This is a genomic window from Gracilibacillus dipsosauri, from assembly GCF_003176895.1.
GTDB classification, from domain to species: domain Bacteria; phylum Bacillota; class Bacilli; order Bacillales; family Amphibacillaceae; genus Gracilibacillus; species Gracilibacillus dipsosauri.
The window spans coordinates 178,260-199,590 of the sequence record NZ_QGTD01000001.1 but is presented as its reverse complement, the minus strand read 5'-3'; the positions used below and the strand labels follow the sequence as shown (position 1 = coordinate 199,590).

The window sequence follows — 21,331 nt, the reverse complement described above, 5'->3', positions numbered from 1 at the left end:
CACCCCTCACTTATATAATTATAATAAATGGTTCCAGAACTATTTAATTATTCCTGGATCCTAGTAAAACTTACCTAATATTTTATCATAAATAATAGGTAAGTTTTACCTTTAAAATATATTTATGGATTAAATATTTTGGAATTTTTATAATTACTTCAAATCATTATGCCCATTACCCAACTAATAATAGACTTTTTGAAGGTTCTAATGAATTAAAAGAAAGTTAAACCATTAGAAGTATGTTATTAATAACAAACATTATCTTATGCTTTTATTTGTTTAGAGTATTAACCAACTTTAATGTGTTAAATAACAATCAAATTTGTTTTGATACTAATAAGCTGAACAATGAAGCACTAAGTTTTCTAATTAATAAAAATTCTTTTAATAACTTCTTAAATAAGAACGATTAACTCAACAAGACATGTTAGACCAATATATCCTATGCTTACTTTCTCAATGGAATATAAAAGAATTTAAGGAGTGATTATTTAAATCATAAAAATACACGAAAAGACGATTTAAACTATGTTTCAAGTCATAAAAAAGTATAGCGAAAGCATAAGAAGTAATTGAAGAAGAAGCATTTCAAAAATATTAATAGTTGTTTAATATATGGTAAACTAGAAAAAAGAAAAATCATAAAGTATTGGACTTGCTTAAAAATTAATTCAAGTATTTGTATTGGAGTGAGGTGCCTTGATAAAGAATGGATCAAATTTTTGAAAAGTCATATCAGATCGAAGGGGTGTCCAAAACCAATTGAATGGGAAGAGTACATAGAAAGTGTTCAGAGTAACTATTCAGAATTACTTGAGAAACACAATGACTCTGAATAGGTTTTTCAGGATTTTTTATGGATTGCCTTATGCAGCCAAGAACTAATATGAATATCATGAGTTACATGAAGGTGTTTTTGAATATTACTTTGAATCATACTCTAATTATAAACTTCAATTATTTGAGTGAGATCAATGAATTTCTTAAGAATTATAACGAAATGTATAAAATGAATAAGTGGTTAACAGCACCGAAATTGGTGCTTTTTTTCGTGCACAAGATCGTTCCTTAATTTTTGAACATCGGATAATAAGAAGGGAAACTAGGGATGAGGTTTCTGTAGGAAACACACTTTTATACCCAATAAATATTTTATATTTTGTTGTGTTGTAGCAATTAGTTTTTGTTAATTAAGAGTAATATGATTTCCCGTTATTGGGGGTTTAAATGGAACAAACAGTAAGTCAAAAAGACTACAAAATTTGTAAAGGTAAATGTAAAATTTTTAAGTTTTGTAGTCTTTTTAATAGAAAATTAATATACTGCTATCTAATTGATAAATTAAATGAATGACAAATGAAATAATTTTATATTTCGTGTACTATACAGTCACCAAAAAGTTCAGCATGACGTTCAACTGTCAACCTACTTTGGTTTGGAACTGCCACCACTAATTGCCACTTTGGTCGTGACATTGCTACATACAATAATCGCTTTTTTTCATCTGGCATCTCATCAGGCCTAATAAAGTCGTTAATAGATAAACTCTGACCGGAACTATTAGGACTAAGTACAATCATAATTGAATCGTATGTTTTCCCTTTTACCTTGTGTATAGTACTTACATTTGTTGAATTAACTGTTCTTTCGAAAAGTTGACTAACCAACATTGAGTGCTTTGGTCTGTGTATCCCTGCTTTTAAAACAAAGGTTGGAGGTGATTCTAATTCAAAAATACTACTGCAGGTTTCTTTTACTTCATCATTCCATTCAGTTAAAGTTTTGTTAAAGTCTGGAATACTTTTTAATAATAAAAGTAGTTTCGCTGTAAATGAGTGGTTATCTCTATTAACTTCAATAAAATCCTGTTTTGATTTTACATTGTTAGCAAAATCAGGATTAATTAATAAAGGGATACAGTTAAATAATCTATTTATTGCAGACTTTATATCTCCATTTTGTAACTCTTCCTTTGCGTATATAAACTGTAAAGGCGAAAAAGGCGTTTCTTTCCACAAATCAATGTAAGTATTAAGGGCATTTAGCTCCCTAAGTAGCGATGTACCTCTTACTAAAATTTTCTTTCTGCGGTATTCAGAAGATATTTCTTCATATTTACTAACAAGTTGATCATAGTTTTTAAAGTATATGATATGGATGGGTTTTTCGTTATCATCTCTTAGTTCTTGACCAACTAAATTATTATGTTCTTGAACACGAAATAAACTATATGCTTTTACTATAGGTTCTAATGATCTTTTGCATCTTGTGAATTCTAGTGAAGTCCAATCTACAGAGGCAACTTTCTCTAAAAAAAGATCTGGTCTAGCGTTTCTCCATTCATAAAGAGACTGATAAGGGTCGCCGATTAACTCAATGTTTTTAAGCCCATTATCAATTAATTGATCTATTATTAAGTGTTGTATTTCTGAAGTGTCCTGAGCTTCATCTACGATAATGTATTTAAACCTTTTAGCCAACGAGTTTGCAATTCTAGGATTATTTAATAATATCTGGTAGGCTGCATAAAGTGAATCTGAGTTTTTTAATAAACCCCTTAAAAATTGGTGATTTTTAAGGGTTCTGCAATAGCGATCAAAGATTATTTTATCTTCATCACTTAAATCTAATGAATTGCCATTGAATAAAAAAGTTCCATCTACATTAATGTCAATCTTTGAAGGTGGATATATATACTGTATTGGTCTATTGTTAATTCTAAACTGTTGAAACGATAAAGAGTCAAGTATAGAATCATTTTCTAATATCATAGGTCTACCTTGACATCGATATTTGGTTTTAAAATGTGGTAAGGTAATATATCTGTTAATAAAACTATCAATAGTAGATATTAGATGCGGATAATTAAGTGATGCTTTATTAAAATCAAAAAATTTATCATTAATCTCATTTTTAGCAACGTTTGTAAAGGATAAACAAGCTATACCTGAACATTTATAGTCCCAGTTGTTAACGAGGTTCATTAATTTATAACCTACAGAGGTAGTTTTACCACTACCTGGACATGCATTAACAATGATCTTTCCTCGTTCATATATATATTGTTCCCTTTCTTCATTCATATCAAAATTCATAGTTTATTACCTACCTTAAATGGTTAAACGAATCACGTATATAATTAGGTATATTAAAGTTATATCGTTCATCATCTTTATATTGTAATAAAAAATAAGCGAAATCCTGAGCAAACTCTGCCTTACTCGGTAGCGCTTTCCACATAAGCATTGCTATGTTTGTTTTATAAATATCAGTTAAAGTGCTGGGACATTGCTCTATGTAAGACTGAATTTGAGTTAACTTTGAGTTTTGGGTTTCTACTAAATATAGAAATATTAGGTTGGAAAAGATGTCTTCTTTTCTATCTGGAACATTTGATTTTGTTATCTCATACTCAAATGTTTTATATGCAGTAAAGGTTTCAATATTTTCTTGTCCATTTTTAAATGAATTCAGATTATTTATTCGTGAGCTTATAGCAGAATTAGATATATTTTCACGCAATTCATTTAGTTTGTTGTAGTCATCTAAAACCAAATAATCAAAAGAATATTCTGCTTTTTTAGAGTCAGTAAATCGATCATCATCAGTTACAACGGATACTTTTTTTGCTATCCTTTTATTTTCATCTGTAGAATTAAATAAAAGAAGGAACGGATAGAAAGAAGTCCCGGTTTGGACTAATTCAATATCTTTTTCCTCAAATTTAAATCCTTCAAATTCTGCAAAAGTTGATAGTAATAACTCTTCTGAAATTCCTTCAACTAGGATTAATGATTTAGCGTACAACATTTGTGATTTTGTTACATCTAAATACCTCTCTAACATTTTCCTCTTACTTAAAAAATCATTATCATTCATAGTTCTATTATTTTGGGTTAAATTTTCATTAACTCTATCCTCAAACATTTCTCCAACACATTTAAAGGAATTTGTATCAACAGTAAATAATTTTTCTAATTCAGTCTTAGAGGTTAATGTGGGAGAGTGGGATGTTATAAACAGTTGACAATTATCATTGCAAATTTGGTCTTTTAGAAAATTATATAAATTTAATTGTAATTGTGGATGTAAGTGTGCTTCTGGTTCTTCGATTAGAAGAGCATGATGTATAGTTTCATCCTTATTGACCCTATCGTTCATGTCACTTAATACTGTCGCAATATATATTAAGTTATTGTAACCAAGGCTATTTTGAAATAAGCTTAAACCTGTATTGTTCTCTATAGGATTGGAAAAAGGCAGAAATGGCTTAATTGCATTAACAATGGGTTCAATTTTTGATTGTTCAATATGCAGACCGATATTGGGGATAGACGAATACATATCATTCAGGTTACTGTTTATATTTTCTTTAGTAGAACTTACTTCGTCCCTTCCTAATAACTCACTGTTGGCATTAGTCATAATGTCTTTGAATTCTTGTTCTGAGTTATTGGTATCGATACTTCTTTTTATTACTTTTGCAAGAAGATTCTTTTGGGGAGAAAGTAAATCACTTGTACTGTCTCTTAACGCTCCTAAAAAATAATGTTGAAAAATTTCAAATGTACCGGAATTTGCTCTTTGTCCTGGATTTCCCCCAGTAAAATAATTGAATTTTGGATGTTTATCCTGTCTTCTTTCATAATTTATTGTTATCGATGCATAATCCTCTGAGGAGTCAAAAATTATATATTCATATAAGGTTCCTTTTTGTATTTCAGTTAATCCTCTAAATTCATATGTAATAGAAATAATGTCTTCAGACTCTCCTGTTTCACTATTTGTAAAAAAGTCCTCGTTTTTAATATATATTTGCTTATAAGGCACCCCAAAATTGTATAATAATCGAATTGCATCTATTATGGTTGATTTATGAGCACCATTTTCTCCAATTATGATATTGATATCTTTTTTAAAAGACAAATTCATTGATGATATGCCTCTGAAATTTTCTATAGTCATATTTGATAAATACATTCAATCACCTACTGAATTATATTTTTTAAAATAATTTCCTTCATAAATAGACTTCTTTTAAAATTGGATTAGATATTTTATTACTATTTTAGCGGTTTATTCTTTATATTGGAAGTGATTTTAGTGATTTTTGGTAATTTGTAACAAGGTTTCAAATGTATAAAATGAATGATAAGGGTGGCATGTAGTTCATGCCATCCTTTGTATATATCAGTTACCAACTTAAATGTCAGTGTTATAAAAATGAAAAGATCCGGTTACCAACATTAATGTAATTTAAAAAATTGTGTCAAAATGAAAAAACCATATATAAAAGGATTCATTAGTTACCAACAATAATGTACGTGAACATAAAATTGTAGCATGAAAAAAGTTCAATACTGAAATGTCTTTTTTTGGTAAAAATATTCAAATGTTTAGATTGAAGATTTAGAAAAAATTGTAAATATCAAATTATTTATCTCACCCTCTGCGTTTAACATAGAAGCAGAGGGTTTTTTTATGTTGTAGTTACCAATAAAAGAAACTATTGAAGGATACATTTGGACATGTTCAATAGAAGTGGTAATCAAATTGATAGCAATCGGTCTATTAATCCTGAATTTATAAAAGAGGTAAGAAAGGTGACAAATATATATCGTAGAACATATAAACACTTATGTATTTGCTACAACAAACACTAATCACAACAAGACTATTGTAAATAAATGCTTTAAAAATGGGAGTAGAACCAGTTCGAAGAGATATTTGTATATCAAGCTTCAAGAACCAATTATGTATTTAACGAAGAGTACAGGGTGTTATAATATGAAGAGATATAAGATGAAAAATAGCTACTGTTTAGGTAGCTATTTTAAATTAGGACATACAATATTTAACTTTTATTTCAGGTGACTTCGTAACAGAATGTACGAATGTACATGAAGTAAAGGGAGGTTTGTGGAAGAAGATTTGAAGTTGGAATTATATTAGTCTTGCAATGATGTAAGAATAATGTTGTTGATAACAATATCAGCAAGTTATTACATGAAAGAATAAAAGAGGAAAAAATAACAGAGATAAATGTATCACTGAAATCTTTTCTTTTTTATTTTAAAGGTGAATGTTTCTTGTCAATCTAATGTCTTTCATTGTTTGTAGTCCTGGTTTTACTTCCAGCGCAACTATTTTGGTAGTGTTAATAATGATGGAAGCTGTTGCTGAATCGCCGAAAATACCACCTGGAATTACAAGTCTTTGCTTCATGTCTCCATCGATTTCTATAGCATCTTCTGATTCGTTGACCGAAGTTGCCATAACTAGGTCAAGCTCAATGTTTCTTCCATCTTTTGTAGAAGCCTTGGACACTTGGTGAAGACCAATTACTTCTCCGGCTTTCACGTCAAAATGAGGTAATGAAAGCGGCTGGTCTGTCACTTTTGGATTGATAGAATTCTTTACACTTTCGAGATCGAAGTCAAGGCCAGCTGCAAGGAGACGGAGTGATTCTTCAAGACCAACATGGCCGATTTTTCCTTCTGTAGCAAGATTATTAAATTCTTCCTCTGTCATTCCAACGCCTACTTTTTTCTGTAAAGGAAGGCGGCGCTTTTTCACGTCAACACGACGAGTTACGCGTATAGATGAGATATCGCTCAGAACAGAAGTTAAGCTTAATACGAGTGTATCCATGACATACCCCGGGTTAACGCCTGTTCCGATTACAGTTACCCCTTTTTCAGATGCATAGGTATCAATTTCTTTTGACAATTTCGGATAACGGTGCCATGGATAAGAAAGTTGTTCGCAAGTGGAAACAACTGAATAACCGTTATCCACTAATTCTTTGATTTGTGGCCTAACTGTTTGCAAGTTTGAACCAGTGGCATGAATCGCAATATGTGGATAATCACCTTGTATTTCTACTTCTTTAATAGAAGAAACAACCCGTATGCCTCGCTGTTCTAATCCGGTTAGTTCACCGATATCTTTTCCAATCTTAGCAGGATCGATATCAACGGCTCCAATTACTTTTCCACGCAAATGCTCTTCACACTTTTTTAAAATTTCCATTCCGATTGGTCCAAGACCATATACTACTATTTTAAAGTCTTTTAACGCTTTACCCATTTTTTCTTCCCCCTCGTTCTTAGTATAATGAAATCTTAACAAACCAGTATTCTATTTAGAAATACTGGTTTGTTATAAATTAATAAGGAAGAGTTATAAATCAAGCTAAAATAATTCCTTTTCTTATAAATTACTTTTTAGTTTGGAGAGAATCTCCAACATATATTTCGTATTTTTCCTGATATAAGGGCTTTCTTCCCAGACAGCAGAGATAGAGCTTTCTAGTTGATTACCTTCTAAACCCAAACATATAATCCTTTTAGAATCGATTAGCTGAAACATATCCATGGGCATTAATGTAACAACGAAATTGTTCGAAACAAGATTCGAAATTGTGAGCAACTCGGAACCGCTACAAATTGTTTTTGGTGTAAATCCCGCTTCTTCACAGGCAGTTTGAAGCAAATCATGAAGAGCTGGTGACTGATCCGAATCGTAATGTAAAAAGAAATCATCTTTCAGCTCTTTCAAATGAATCTTTTGTTGTGAAGCAAGCTTATGATTAGCAGACACAACTGCCACAAGTGGAGACCTATTAAGCTCCAAATGCTCCACTTCCATTTGATTGAACGAATGGAAGTTGTCCTGCGTTCGTATGAAACCAATATGATATTCTCTACTTTTGATAAGTTCAGTCGCATGCGCGGAAGTCGTCTCTTTAATGTTGAATTCGATGTCTGGAAATTGTTCATGAAGATTTTTCATGATTTTAGGCAAATATAGGCTGGCCGCTGATGGGATGGTCGCTATTTTTACAAGAAACGGCATTTGAGTTGTGTTCATAACATTCGAGACTGTGTTTTCAATTTGGTTAAAGGAAGGGGCCACTTTTTCTAACAAATATTTACCTTCCTCAGTTAGCTCTACACTTCTCGTGGTACGATAAAGAAGCTTTACTCCAAGCTGTTTCTCAAGAATATGAATTTGTTGGCTAATTCCGGGTTGGGAGACATGAAGGTTCCTTGATGCCTCTGTAAAATTTAACGTGTTGGCAACTTCAACAAAATAACGAAGAGATAGTAAATTCATCGTTACACCTCATTTTTTAAGGATTAATTACATGTTTTTATAACAGGTTCTGATCCGGGAAATTTCAGCTCAAGTTCAGGGTTAATGTACTGGCGAAAAGGTTAAAAAAATACCAACTTTGGGATATTTGTTAGGAACGCTTGTTTAGAACAAGGGGTGTTTTACAAACTTTCTTTTCGTGTTCATCTCAACGGTTGAACTTCTTCCTTATTCTTTAAGACCATAATGTTCTAACATCCAAATAAATAAACAGCAACACACATATCTGAAAATAGAATAATATATCGCTAATTTTACAATATCGCTGGAAGTCCTACTATAGCCGCAAAAGTATGGATAAGAAGGGCAAGACATTTGCTAGATCACTTGAAGAAGTAGCAACATCATATCATTAAGGAATATCAATTAGAGATACGACAGGATCTTTAGAGGAATACAACTTATAGATATTGATTTAATTGATATGATGCACAAAATCTATTTGTTCTTCAACAATCGAATTGTTGAAGAAGAGAAGGAAACTATGCATTATCCAACACCCATTTTTCTCAATTATGGTAAATGTTGTACTTAGAGTAAGATTGCGTTAGCTCAATAACTCAAAAATTTAAAGTAGCCAAAATATGTCTTGTTTGCTTTATTAATGCATATTTTGGCTTGGTTATTCCTTAAAATCTAGGAGCTTGATTTGCGAATATCTAGTTGGTCAGAAGCTGCACCTTAATTTACATAAGGATACGCTAGCTTTCCAGTAAAGCGTGCCAGTTAATTCAACAGAAGATTTTTCATCCTATTAAGCGGTCACAGCTTTGACCTCTGCAACTCTGTACTTAGACAAACGGTTTCTTTATTTAACAAGTAAATATAGTCCATATGGTTTTAAAGTTGTATAATTGGTAAATAAGTAGGAAAAGAGTATAGAACATTTTTTTAAACCTTTAAAATAGTATAAACAGATAATAGGACCCCTATCTGCCAATAAGCTTCTAGTCCAAAGGTCATAAAAATAAATCGGTAAGACGATAAAAAGCATAGCATCTCCTAACCCACATACGGCAGTAATAAGAGGAACAATTATGACAGGCGTTTTATTGTTTGCTGTTACATCTTTCTCACTCATTCTTAACAGAATTTAAAAACTTCTTTAAATGTTTGATAACAAATTTAGCATCAGGGCCGACACCTCTCAGTGTGGCTGAAGCATGACTTCTTTGCCAATGCAAACCAACAAAATATAAGCCATCTATATTGCTACTAATACCACCTTTTTGAAGCGGACTTCCTTTTTTATTTACAGTTTTCAAAGACTCCAAATAGTCAAATCTAGGTTTATATCCAGTAGCAAATATCACTGTATCCACATATTCCTTCAGCCCATCCGACCAAACCACTCCGTCTTTTGTAAAACGTGTGAACATATTTCTTTGATCCGGGTTATGGTTTTCTTCAATAGCTTTTTTAAAACCACCTAAATCAATAACGGGTTCCTTATCATTCACATTACGCCAAAGACCTATTGGAAATGTGTCATATCCAATCAAACGTCCCCAAAAATGACCATCTTTCCCTAAAAGCCTCTGTGGTATATATTTAATTGGCGTTCGAGTAGCGATACTAACATTTGCCACTTGTGCTAGTTCTACTGCAATCTGTACTGCAGAATTTCTACCTCCAACGACAACAACCCTTTCATCTTTGAAAGTATTAGCCTCTCGGTACTGAAATGAATGCATTAACTTCCCTTCAAACGTACTCATATTGTCAATATTAGGAATGTGCGGATTATTAAATGAACCAGTTGCACAAATTACTGCTCTCGCCTTATATAATTTTTGATCAACTGTTTTCAATGAAAAAAAATGATTACTTTTCTTAATTTTCTCTACTTTTTTCCTCGTTTGAACGTTTAGGTTAAAATAATTACGATAATCGTTCAAATATTGAATGACTGCATCTTTATTAGGATAGGAATCGCACCCTCCATCTATGTCTAACCCTGGTAATGAAGAATATTGAGCTGGAGAAAACAAAACTAAGTGATTATAGTATTTTGGCCAGGAGCCAGCAGTTTGTTCACTAGCTTCTAATATGACATAATCTAGGTTTGATTTTTGAAGGTGATACCCGGCAGCTAAACCAGCTTGCCCGGCTCCAATAATAACGACATCATACATAACAAATCCCCCTTAAAAGTTTATGAAACTTGCACTGCCTGGCACCATAATTGGACCAGGCAAATGCATGCAGATTATTATTTTGTTTTTTGATGTGAAGTATTTTTGTTAGATATTTCTTCAATTTTTACATCGCAACAACCACTCTTAGATGGCTTTAATCCACTCCACAATTTTTTGATTGTTGACTCTTTTTTTGTTTTCATTTTCCAACACCCCCTTTCAAATTGGAATTTTTTAAAAAGAGATTTGAACTAGAACTCCAGTTGTGATAGCTAAAGTTAAAATGGAGACAACAAATGCAAACAATAATTTTAATTTAAAAAGCTTCCCTAACAAAAAAACTTCAGGAATACTTGCTCCAGCACCTCCAATAATAAGTGCAACGACTGCCCCTACTCCCATCCCCTGATTAACCAACGCCCCACTAATTGGAAGTAAAGTTTCTGCTCGAATGTACAGAGGAATACCAATTACAGCTGATATGGGGATGGTCCATATGTTCTGATTCCCCACATAAGTAGAAATAATTGTTTTTGGCACATAACCATAAATCAAAGTCCCAATTAATACACCAATAAATAAATAAGGAAGAACGGAAAGGAAGAACCCCCACGCATCTTTAATTGCTAGCTTCCATATAGCAGTAGAACTTTTACGATGAACCGTTAAGTTTTTACGAACGGAGATGTTTTTGATTTGATGTTCCAAATTAATTAAGTTCCACAACATACCAATTAACATGGACGCGATGACCATGGAGATAGTATAAATGAGAGCCATTTCCCATCCTATTAGAGTCCATATTAGTATAAGGATTACCGGATTAAGTAGTGGTGAAGCTATTAAAAATGACATAGATGGTCCAAATGGCGCTTTTGATGTAAGTAAACCAGCTAATATGGGGATAGTTGAACAAGAGCAAAATGGTGTCATAGCCCCCAAACCTGTTCCATACAAATATCCTTTCCACCCTTTTGGTCGATCTAAGATATCCTTGATTTTCTCCTCAGGAACGAGTTGTTGTAACCAACTCACTAAGAAACTGATACCCATAAAAAGTAGCGTTAATTCGGCAAATAATATAAAAAAGGATTTAATAAATTCCATAAAAATCATGAATTTCACACCTTCCCTCTTATGTGACAAAATGCAACTATTGCATTTTGCAAGTATTATATTTAGTTAAAGCCTCCTTATGAAAGCGGAGGCTTACAACAATAATCACTTTTGCACATTGCCTCAGTCAAAAGTTTTAACTCAGAAGTCATAGAGTGAATCTTTCCTTTTGGTAGATGGTTAAACAAATCAAGGACGTAATCATTCATCATGGTACTGATACTTCCTTCTAACGCTATTCCTTTTTCTGATAAACCTAACGTAACATACCGTCGATCGGTTGGGTGAGGTTTTCGTTCTACGTAACCTTTTTCAACCAGACCATGAATATGTCTGCTAGTAGTGCTGTTATCTAGTCCAAGTCTTTCTGCCAACTCATTCAATGATAATTGATGGTTATGATTAATTTCATAAAGAATATGACTCTGAATCATTGTTACCCCACAACATTGTGAGCTCTCCTTTTGTAGTAAACCAAATTGTCGAGCTAGTAAGACAAATAAATGACGCATTTCTTCAATACTTTGTTTATTTTCAATTTGTTTTTTCATATTCATCACCTGAGTTGAGTATATAACATTTAATTGCGTATTGCAACTATTGTAAAAATAATGTATTGGTTTGAACAAGTGAAGGTCATCGGCTCAGGGAAATTAAAAGAAATAAAAAAGGTTATATCATTATTAAGACTTTGTAAGAACATTTGGGATTTGTTGAATTTGAAAAGGTGATATCGACCTCCCCAAATTGGCAAAAACAAAGTATGAACAGTTTAGCATTTGGTTTACATAATTGCTTGTAGGGGGGATAAAAATGAAACGAAAGTGACATTTATTAAATACTCAAAGGCTCTTTTTAACTGCTTTATGTATGTTATTATCGTTAATTCATTTTTGAAGTCACAAATCAGTGCCTTATATTGTTATATAAGTAAGTAGAACGGAGGTGAGGAATAAATGAACTTCGTACTGTGGATTGCCACTGGATTACTCGCTTTAATAGCCTTAATCGGAGGTATCAGCAAGACATTCATGTCCAAAGAGAAGCTAGCTCAGTCTCCTGGCGGCGGATGGGTTTTAGATTTTAACGTTGTCTTTCTAAGGTTTCTTGGAGTTCTTGAAATCTTGGCAGCATTAGGTTTAATCTTACCCGCTGTAGTTGACATCTTTCCAATCTTAGTGCCGGTGACTGCCGTTTGTTGGGTGTTATTGATGATCGGAGCGATAATTACCCACCTTCGCCACGGGGATGCCAAACCAGTGGTAGCAAATATAATCTATCTTTTGCTGGCAGTATATTGCATGGGGGCGTTTCGGTCCCATGTCCTTTTCAGGATAATATTACAGCGCACTATCTTCTGAGATAATATGGAAAAATTTATTCTTAACAAAGTGGCACTTTCTGCTAACTATTGAAAATTAACTTGAATGCCAGGAATATACATCATGATCATTGGATAAACGGTATACTAACTTTTGTATAAAGGACTCATTGGTTGACTGCACAATATTGCCAAACAACATTAATTTGGGAAAATATAAAGGAGCTGAGGATAGGTGAATGAACTGACTTGTATTATCATTGGAGGTGGCCATACAGGACTTGCTGCGCTAAAAGCGATAAAGTCTACCACCCAGTCTATGATGAATGGACGGAAGATTAGGTTTATTCTCTTGGACAGACAGCCTGGCCATGTGCGCAAAGTGATGATGTTCCGTCCAGCTGTTAGTGAGGAGGAGATTATGGTTCCTTGGACACATTATTTTTCAGAAGGGGTCGATTTCGTCCAAGGTACAGTTACGTCTGTGGATTATGAGAAAAAGCGAATTCGATATACGGATGTACAAGGAAACGGTATCCTAGTTCCTTATCACCTTTTAATCGTTGCAGTCGGTAGCATCGTTCGTCGACCGAATTCCAGTCAGGGCGGTATCGCCTTGACAGATCCACAAGCTGCGGCAAACATCCGAGAGTACTGGCGCCAAAATCTGTGGAAAGCTGTCGATGAGACGGTTCCTGAAAAACGAAAACGACTGATGACAATTGCGGTTGCAGGAGCGGGAATCAGTGGCATTGAGACATCCGCTGAGCTGGCGTTAGCCATGCGGAAGGAAGCATCGGCGTTAAGATTAAACCCGTCTGATATCGCTGTCTATTTGCTGAATGCAAAGGAATATTTGTTCCCTGAGGGACCATATAAGGTTGGAAGAAAATTGAATCTTATGCTTAGCGAATGTGGTGTGACTGTGTTACACAACTGTAAGGCGATAAGGGAGGAAGCGGGTGTAGTGAGGTTGAGTAATGGCGATAGTTTGGAAGTAGGCCAATGTATATGGACAATCGGTCTTATGCCGAATCCGATCCTTCGCAGTATGGGCTTGCCTCTTTCTCCTGATGGTCAGGTACTGGTAGATGAAAGTTATCGCGTCCAAGGGGTACCGGACGTATATAGCATTGGCGATTGTGCAAAAATAGTAGATCCGAGTACTAGTAAGTCTGATCAGATGACATGTAAAGAAGGTGGAATGCAGGCACGCAGATTGGGGGATATTGTGCTGGCTGACTTAGAGGGCCGTCCTGCGCCGATTCACAAATCCATGATGGATGTTTACGGGATTGGCTTAGGTAAAGATCGTGGGTTGGTGTGGGCACGAAAATGGGGACTTGATATTATCATAACTGGAAAGCTTGCGTGGAAGCTCAAGAAGGTGTCATGGGATTCAGCTAGTTTTCTTTGATGAATTAGAAGCCATTAAAAAACAACTCGGAGAAGGAGAGGCAGGAATGGAGGAACTGTATAATCAATATGGAACACTGTTGTTCACGTTAGCATATCAATTGACAGGCTCTGCCGAAGATGCGGAAGATGCAGTGCAAGAGGTATTTGTTAAGGCATATGACATACATCCTGAAGGTTTAGAGAAACCTAAGGCTTATTTGTGTAAAATGGTAACAAACCACTGTCTCAATCTTCAAAAATCAGCACGAAAGAGGCGGGAAGTGTACGTAGGTCCATGGCTACCCGAACCAATTGGGACACCAGAGAAGGATACAATCGAAACAACAGTCATGAATCGAGAATTGCTGTCATACGCTATGCTCGTGTTATTGGAGAGGCTGACCCCGATAGAGCGAACTGTTTTTATACTGCGTGAAGCGCTGTGTTTTGATTATCCTAAAATAGCTAAAATTCTTGATAAGCAAGAGGCTAATTGCCGGAAGCTGATGAGCCGAGCGAAAAGCAAAATGGGAATTTTCTATGATGAGCAAGTAACGACCAAGATGGAAGATTTGGAATGGATTAACCGGTTCATCAAATCTCTTGAGCAAGGGGATGTTGATATTGTGCTGTCTCTCCTAAGTGAAGATGTTATGCTTGTCTCTGACGGAGGCGGAAAAGTAACGTCCTTCAAGCACCCGATACAATCGCGCAATTATGTTGCTCGAATTCTAGCCAGCGCATTCGAAAGCATAAAGCCCTATTATCAGGAAAATCTTCAATTTGAAGTTGCTCCTGTGAACGGTGAGATGGGTATATTACTCCGTTCAAAGGACGAAACCGTTGCAACTATATTTGTAGAGCTTCGGGATGGAAAACTTACTAGAGTCTACATTGTACGAAACCCCGATAAACTTAAACGAGTTTAGATAACGAACATAGACCATGGGAAATTTTAAAGTTATTCTATAGCTTTAATAGAATAAATAAAAAGGAACTTCTAAAAATGGAAGTTCCCTTAACTTTGCGGTGTCATAGAGTTTAGAACCGCACCATCTTAAACATGGAAGAAGGAAAACTGGAAGATGGAGAAATCGTGTTTTTAAATAGTTTGACAGTTTCTTTTAGTTAATCTTCTACATTACTTACATTCAATTGAGTATAATGTTCAATCAGTAATTCACGAAATTGTTGTGCTGCAAGTGATAGATATCGATCATCTTTCCATGACAAATAATAAATTCTTTCAGAAATTGGATTCTTAATATGCACAACAGTTGTTAATTTGCTTTTTTCCACTAATGATTTAGGTACTATACTGATACCAAGTTTGGATGCAACTAAATTATTGATAATTTGATAATCATCGGTTTCACATATGATATTTGGTTTGAACCCAGCTTTAAGACACAAATTTTCTACTGTTTCTCGAAATGGCTGTTTCTTTTTAAAGCTTATAAATGGTTCTTTTGCAGCCTCACTCAATTCGAGCGTTGTCATACTAGCAAATCGATGAGTTTTCGGTACAACAAGAACGATATCTTCTCTTTGAATAGGAACATTATGATACCCTTTATAATCAATTGGATGACATGTTATACAAAAGTCAATCTCACCATTTACTAGTAAATTTTCTTTCTCCTCTTGGGAAGAAGCATGGGAAATGTCAAAATTGATATCTGGATATTTTTCGGTGAATTGATTAATCACATTAGGAAAGTGGGGGATAAATGTCGTATCCAGTGATACTCTTCCTTGTTGTAATCCTGCTAAATCATCAACCTCTCTTCTTCCTTCCTCTAAAGCATTTAATGCAATATTTACTTTTTTTAAAAATGCTTCACCATACTGATTTAATCGAATTTGTCTTCCTTCACGATTAAAAAGCGGCACCCCAATATCTTTTTCCAATTTGGCAATTGTCTGACTTAATGCAGGTTGCGTTATATGAAGCTCTTGTGATGCTTTTGTCATATGTCTAATCTCTGCTACCTTTTGAAAGTATTTTAATTGAAGTAAATCCATTATTAAACTCCCCTCTAATTAATAACTAAATACTTATCAATATATAACTAAATATACATTTTTATTTATGATATATCAACTTTATACTGGAATTAAGCAAGAGGATTGGAGGTGACAGACAGTGCGGCATATGATTTCACATAAACAAAAAACACCAAAAAATATTCAAGAGAGACGTTTAATTCAACTAATTTGCATTATGATCCCTTTTTCAGCCATGAATATCATGATGTTCAATGTTGCATTATCTGATATATCTGAAGAGCTAAACGTTAGTTTAAGCTCAACAAGCTGGATCGTGACCATTTTCGGAATTGTTTATGCCATCGGAGCTTTAGTCTACGGTAAATTGGCAGATTTATTTGGTATTAGAACTCTTGCATTATTCGGAGTCATAATTTTTTCAATCGGTTCTGTTATTGGGCTTGTTTCGCAAGATTTTTACGTGTTAATTATAAGTCGGATGTTACAAGGTATTGGAGCATCATCTATTCCAACCTTATCGATGCTTATTCCAGTGCGATTCGTACAAAAGGAACGTCGAGGGCGAGCACTTGGAATAGTGGCGTCGACGTTAGCATTTTCAAGTGCGGTTGGACCTATTATTGGTGGATTTATTGTGGGTATTGGGCATTGGAAAGCACTATTTTTATTCTCATTAGCGATTGTTGTTACCTTACCCTTTGGTTACAAGTGGTTGCCTAAAGAGAATCTGAGAAAGGCAGAACAATTCAATTACACTGGTGTTGTTCTTCTCACTATTACAATAGTAAGTTTCATGCTTTCCATTACCTTACTCAACTTACTACTTTTACTGACAAGTATAGTTACATTACTTGTGTTTATAATCCAACAAAATAAATCATTAATACCATTGATTCCCTTAACATTATTTCGAAATCGCGATTATCGACGTGGACTGATCATGGGTGGAATTAATGCAGCGGTTAATTTTGGTGTTTTATTAATCACACCATTACTTTTTAGCCAGGCTTATCATTTGAATGAAACATGGGTTGGATTGCTACTTTTCCCTGGAGCTATTAGTGCAGCTTTTTTAGGTTATATTGGAGGAAAACTAATTGACTACAAAGGAAATCGGTTTGTGATGTCTTTTGCCATAAGCTTGATTAGTGTAGGCCTTATTGCTTTATCTACTATTTCTGGATATTCAATTATAGGTGTATCATTTTTCCTCATTTTCACAGGTGTGGGCTATATTTTTATGCAACCAACATTAGTAAACTGGGTTTCCAGCACACTTGAAAGTGATGAGTCAGGGATTGGAATGGGAGTGTATAGTTTAAATAACTTCTTATCTACAGCTATAAGTGGTGCAATAGCTTCTACAATGCTAGATCATATAAGTCAAGTTCCTATAAATCCTTTCGGAGCACATGGGATTTCAGGAGTATATAGTAATGTGTATTTCTTCTTGTTTATATTGACATTAATGAACTTAGTTTTGCTTTATCAGTGGATGTACCGTTTTCGAAACAAAGAAATTTGAAAGGAGGAGTTATACATGAGCAAACAAATGAAGGCAGCTGTGTTCAACCAATTTGGGGGTGCCGAGATAATGGAAATTAAACGGGTACCAGTACCGAATCTAGAAAAGAACCAAATTCGTATAAAAGTAATGGCAGCAGGGCTACAACCTGTGGATGTGAAAATTAGAAGTGGATTTTTTAAGGATATGGTTATCGACTCACCTCAGCTGCTCGGGAATGAGTTTTCAGGTATTGTAGTAGAGGTTGGATCCGATGTAATTTCTGTATCAAAAGGGGATCATGTGATTGGTTGGACAACACTTTCTGCTCATGCAGAGTACGTCGTAATTAATGCAAACCAAGTCGTCAAAAAACCAAGCCATATGAGTTGGGAAGAAGCAGGAGCACTTTCTGCTTCCGGTCAAACTGCACTTATGGCACTTGATGGCATTCATATTTCAAATGGAGATACATTACTCATTCACGCAGCTGCAGGTGGTGTTGGAACAATGGCTGTTCAACTTGCTAGATCGAGAGGAATAAAAGTAATTGGCACTTCGAGTGAAGCCAATCATGACTATTTGCGTAGGCTGGGTGCTATTCCAATCAAATATGGAGATGATTTAGTTGATAATGTAAAAAAGTTAGTCCCAGAAGGAGTAGATGCTGCACTTGACGCTGCGGGACCTGAAGCGTTATATGCTTCGATAAAATTAGTGTCATCGAATGATCGAATTATTACTACAGCTTCACGCCATCTTATCGAAAAAACAGGAGTGAAAACAGTTGTAGGTGAACGAACACAAGCGCGACTTTATCAATTAACACAATTAGTTGAAGAAGGACTACTTCAAGTCTATGTCCGAAAAGCTTTTGACCTTGAGGATGCGGTTGAAGCGCATCGGGAAGTGGAAACAGGGCATGGCCATGGCAAAGTCGTTTTTACGATAAATCAATAACTATCTTCTAAAGGAGGACATTAAAATGATTAAAATCGCTATTATAATTGGATCAACTAGACCGGGGAGAAAAGGTGAACAAGTGGCAGAATGGGTATATAATCTTGCACAGCAACGGAGTGATGCACTGTTCAAGTTAGTGGATGTAGCAGATTATCAGCTGCCATTACTAGATGAATCAAAGGCAGCTATATTTGGACAATATAGTAAATCACATACAAAAAGATGGTCAAAAGCAATTGAAGATTGTGATGGATTTATATTTGTGACTCCAGAATACAATCACGCAACATCTGGTGCATTAAAAAATGCGATTGATTACTTGTATAATGAGTGGAATCACAAGGCTGCAGGCTTCATCAGTTACGGTGGGAATGGTGGTGTCAGAGCTGTAGAAAACTTAAGATTAATTATGGGAGGACTCATGGTTGCAGATGTTAGAACCCAAGTGGCACTATCACTAATTAATGATTTTGAAAATTTTAACGAACTTAAACCAACCAGTTACCAAATAGATGCTTTACATGAATTAATCGATGAGGTGATCAAATGGAGTAATGCGTTAAAAACGCTTAGGGCTTAACTGATTATGATTAAAATTAAATCTTTCTAGTAAAAAATATATTCCATTGTCACGGGGAACAACTGTAACAGGTTTATTTGGAATTTTACACTGGGTTTAAATGGAGTTATTGGGCTCCACATCCATCAACTAAAAAGAGGATAACCCTGTTTAATTTAGGGTTATCTTCTGATAGCCAACTATCTTATTTAATATTTTTCATTTCTGATCTAACTTTAATTCTAATAATAAAAACTGCTTGGTTTCATCTGGGCCAGTTAATTTGAGGTATAAATAATCATCGTGGTAAATATTAATCGTGAATTTTAAAAAAGGGCAACATTTCTTTTCTAAGGGAATCCAAATAACTAAATCTGACAAAAGGTGTTCTTTTCCCTCCAACACGAAGGTATACCCATCCTCTAATTCTTCAATTTTCACTAGCTCTTTGAAAATTTTTCCTCTTAATTCTTCATATAACATTTTCTCCTCATTAGAAAAACATAATTTTTGACATGCAATTTTAGCCTGAGCCATTCTTTTTCCCTCCAAAACAAGTAGTTAAATTTTATGAAATAAGTTCCATGTTAAAATCAAAATATCACTTCAAGTTAACTTTAAGTCAATAGATAATATTGAAAACTGGGTACAAGTATGTTGATTACTTTTAATGTCAGCATCAATTAGATACTTATGTCTTTGATTATTTCTTGACCTATTAGGCTAGCATGCGTCATTATTGTTCGCACCCTGAAAAAGGTTTGATGACATAAAATTCGTGTTAGAATATGTTTAATCAATTAAAGTTAACTTTAAGTTAGGGGAGAGAATTTATGCTTTCAATTGGACAAGTTGCAGAAAAAGTAGGAGTAAATACTTCAGCTTTGCGTTATTACGAACAAATTGGGTTAATACCAAATGCAAATCGAGTAAATGGAAAAAGAGAGTATTCATCTGAAATTATCGGTAGGATACAGGTAATTAAGTTAGCGCAAAGCGCAGGGTTTCAAATTGACGAGATAAAGATTTTATTAGAAGGTTTTGATTCAAACATTAGTCCATCTGAACGATGGAAGGCAATGGCTACTAAGAAAAAGAGTGAATTGCAAGATAAAATCAATCAATTGAAGGTTATGCAATCAGTTCTAGATAATAGTCTGAAATGTAGTTGTTTGTCTTGGGAAGAATGTTTCAAAAATATCGAAATTCCAGCAAAAAAAGTATAAGAAGATCACTATGTTTACATCTATTGTATTATTCTATTTGCAGGATTAATTGAATTTGGGGAGGGTATTTAATATGGTTATGGTTGAGACAGGGTAAACCTTTTTACTTGGGACTAGGTGGAGGAGTGTTTATTATTCTTTCTGTATTGTGGGGATGGGGAATAAAAAAACTCCGGGGTAATATGATTGGATTGGTGCTGGTATTTGTCTTTTAGGAGTCTCTGGATGTTATTAGTACCTCGTCATTAAAGCATCGTACCATATTTTTGACGGGCCTACAATCATTGACTTTAGAAAAGAGTTGAGTTAAATATTTTCTTGAAAATTATAGCTCCAATACCTATTAATATATTACATGTAGATATCCCCTTCCCATGACCCCCTTTATCGTTTACCAAACGCCATGAGAATAAGTCGAATGTGTTAAGGATTAAAGTAGATATACCACCGAATGCGACGGTTCATTAATCTTTGGAGTGTAATTTATTCTGCTCGTAATAATCTTCCCAGAGGGGTCCGATGTACTCTTCTAATGCTTTTACGATTTCATGTCTTCTGCTTTCTTCGATATTTTCAATGTCATCTAAGATTTGATTCCTTATTCGGATGAGCACAAATAAAGGAGGCAGTGTAGCTTCGCGGAGAGCCTTTATTAGATGTTTTTCTTGTGGCGTAATATTCATACCTGGATCTTCCCTTTCTTTTCAAGTTAACCTTATTATAATTCTCTAGAGATGGAAGTACAAGATTCCCGTGCTCTTTGTGTGTGTTATGATTAAAACATTTTTTGAGCGCAATAAACAAGTGTAATATATTCAAGAACAATTTCCTTTATTACAACAAGAATGCTATTGAAATCGCTCATACTATCAAAACGAGAGATATTTATTAGAAGGATGTGTGTTAGAGAAATGTAAAATTGAACGGGAATATTGT

Annotated in this window: 18 protein-coding genes; 7 read left to right on the top strand and 11 right to left on the bottom strand. The window is 34.4% G+C overall.

What is annotated here, in order from left to right:
- Positions 1–1,370: 1,370 nt before the first annotated feature.
- The 8 genes from DLJ74_RS00970 to DLJ74_RS00935 form a co-directional block, all read right to left on the bottom strand.
- On the bottom strand, positions 1,371–3,098 hold the full coding sequence (locus DLJ74_RS00970) for a UvrD-helicase domain-containing protein (protein WP_109982962.1): 1,728 nt from the start codon (positions 3,096–3,098) through the stop codon (positions 1,371–1,373).
- 10 nt (positions 3,099–3,108) lie between these two features.
- Positions 3,109–4,983 carry an ATP-dependent nuclease gene (locus DLJ74_RS00965; protein WP_109982961.1) on the bottom strand — a complete coding sequence of 625 codons (1,875 nt, stop codon included), beginning with the start codon at positions 4,981–4,983 and terminating at the stop codon, positions 3,109–3,111.
- Between the two features lie 1,092 nt (positions 4,984–6,075).
- Positions 6,076–7,092, bottom strand: coding sequence for an NAD(P)H-dependent amine dehydrogenase family protein (locus DLJ74_RS00960; protein WP_109982960.1), 1,017 nt, complete (start codon positions 7,090–7,092; stop codon positions 6,076–6,078).
- Positions 7,093–7,215: 123 nt separating this feature from the next.
- Positions 7,216–8,121, bottom strand: a complete 906-nt coding sequence (locus DLJ74_RS00955) for a LysR family transcriptional regulator (RefSeq protein ID WP_054789146.1) — start codon at positions 8,119–8,121, stop codon at positions 7,216–7,218.
- Positions 8,122–9,233: 1,112 nt separating this feature from the next.
- On the bottom strand, positions 9,234–10,295 hold the full coding sequence (locus tag DLJ74_RS00945) for a flavin-containing monooxygenase (RefSeq protein ID WP_109982958.1): 1,062 nt from the start codon (positions 10,293–10,295) through the stop codon (positions 9,234–9,236).
- Positions 10,296–10,372: 77 nt separating this feature from the next.
- The gene (locus tag DLJ74_RS20860; protein WP_281269885.1) at positions 10,373–10,501 is read right to left on the bottom strand and encodes a hypothetical protein; all 129 of its coding nucleotides are present in this window, start codon (positions 10,499–10,501) and stop codon (positions 10,373–10,375) included.
- Positions 10,502–10,532: 31 nt separating this feature from the next.
- Positions 10,533–11,414, bottom strand: coding sequence for a permease (locus DLJ74_RS00940; RefSeq protein WP_109982957.1), 882 nt, complete (start codon positions 11,412–11,414; stop codon positions 10,533–10,535).
- Between the two features lie 77 nt (positions 11,415–11,491).
- Positions 11,492–11,965, bottom strand: coding sequence for a MarR family winged helix-turn-helix transcriptional regulator (locus DLJ74_RS00935; RefSeq protein ID WP_181397406.1), 474 nt, complete (start codon positions 11,963–11,965; stop codon positions 11,492–11,494).
- Between the two features lie 405 nt (positions 11,966–12,370).
- On the opposite strand from DLJ74_RS00935, the gene DLJ74_RS00930 reads away from it, so the two are divergent.
- The 3 genes from DLJ74_RS00930 (at position 12,371) to sigJ (ending at position 15,062) form a co-directional block, all read left to right on the top strand.
- Positions 12,371–12,775, top strand: coding sequence for a DoxX family protein (locus DLJ74_RS00930; protein ID WP_219987210.1), 405 nt, complete (start codon positions 12,371–12,373; stop codon positions 12,773–12,775).
- 195 nt (positions 12,776–12,970) lie between these two features.
- The gene (locus DLJ74_RS00925; protein WP_109982955.1) at positions 12,971–14,152 is read left to right on the top strand and encodes an NAD(P)/FAD-dependent oxidoreductase; all 1,182 of its coding nucleotides are present in this window, start codon (positions 12,971–12,973) and stop codon (positions 14,150–14,152) included.
- Positions 14,153–14,198: 46 nt separating this feature from the next.
- Positions 14,199–15,062, top strand: coding sequence for an RNA polymerase sigma factor SigJ (gene sigJ / locus DLJ74_RS00920; protein ID WP_109982954.1), 864 nt, complete (start codon positions 14,199–14,201; stop codon positions 15,060–15,062).
- A 199-nt stretch (positions 15,063–15,261) separates the two neighbouring features.
- On the opposite strand, the gene DLJ74_RS00915 is transcribed toward sigJ, so the two are convergent.
- The gene (locus tag DLJ74_RS00915; RefSeq protein WP_109982953.1) at positions 15,262–16,158 is read right to left on the bottom strand and encodes a LysR family transcriptional regulator; all 897 of its coding nucleotides are present in this window, start codon (positions 16,156–16,158) and stop codon (positions 15,262–15,264) included.
- A 130-nt stretch (positions 16,159–16,288) separates the two neighbouring features.
- Here DLJ74_RS00915 and DLJ74_RS00910 point away from each other — a divergent pair, with 130 nt between their 5' ends.
- Genes DLJ74_RS00910 through DLJ74_RS00900 form a run of 3 tightly spaced genes read left to right on the top strand, consistent with a single transcriptional unit; the run spans position 16,289 to position 19,190 of the window.
- Entirely contained in the window at positions 16,289–17,668 is a 1,380-nt protein-coding gene (locus tag DLJ74_RS00910; protein WP_245902232.1) for an MFS transporter, read from the top strand.
- 15 nt (positions 17,669–17,683) lie between these two features.
- Positions 17,684–18,607 (top strand): NADP-dependent oxidoreductase, encoded by a 924-nt coding sequence (locus DLJ74_RS00905; protein ID WP_245902227.1) that lies wholly within the window; start codon positions 17,684–17,686, stop codon positions 18,605–18,607.
- 25 nt (positions 18,608–18,632) lie between these two features.
- Entirely contained in the window at positions 18,633–19,190 is a 558-nt protein-coding gene (locus DLJ74_RS00900) for an NADPH-dependent FMN reductase (RefSeq protein WP_109982951.1), read from the top strand.
- A gap of 198 nt (positions 19,191–19,388) precedes the next feature.
- On the opposite strand, the gene DLJ74_RS00895 is transcribed toward DLJ74_RS00900, so the two are convergent.
- Positions 19,389–19,706 carry a hypothetical protein gene (locus DLJ74_RS00895; protein ID WP_054860492.1) on the bottom strand — a complete coding sequence of 106 codons (318 nt, stop codon included), beginning with the start codon at positions 19,704–19,706 and terminating at the stop codon, positions 19,389–19,391.
- Between the two features lie 296 nt (positions 19,707–20,002).
- Here DLJ74_RS00895 and DLJ74_RS00890 point away from each other — a divergent pair, with 296 nt between their 5' ends.
- Complete coding sequence (locus tag DLJ74_RS00890; RefSeq protein ID WP_054860491.1) at positions 20,003–20,395, top strand: MerR family transcriptional regulator; 393 nt, start codon at positions 20,003–20,005, stop codon at positions 20,393–20,395.
- Between the two features lie 464 nt (positions 20,396–20,859).
- Here the strand turns inward: DLJ74_RS00890 and DLJ74_RS00880 are convergent, their stop codons facing one another.
- Positions 20,860–21,078, bottom strand: coding sequence for a hypothetical protein (locus DLJ74_RS00880; RefSeq protein WP_109982950.1), 219 nt, complete (start codon positions 21,076–21,078; stop codon positions 20,860–20,862).
- Between the last annotated feature and the right edge of the window lie 253 nt (positions 21,079–21,331).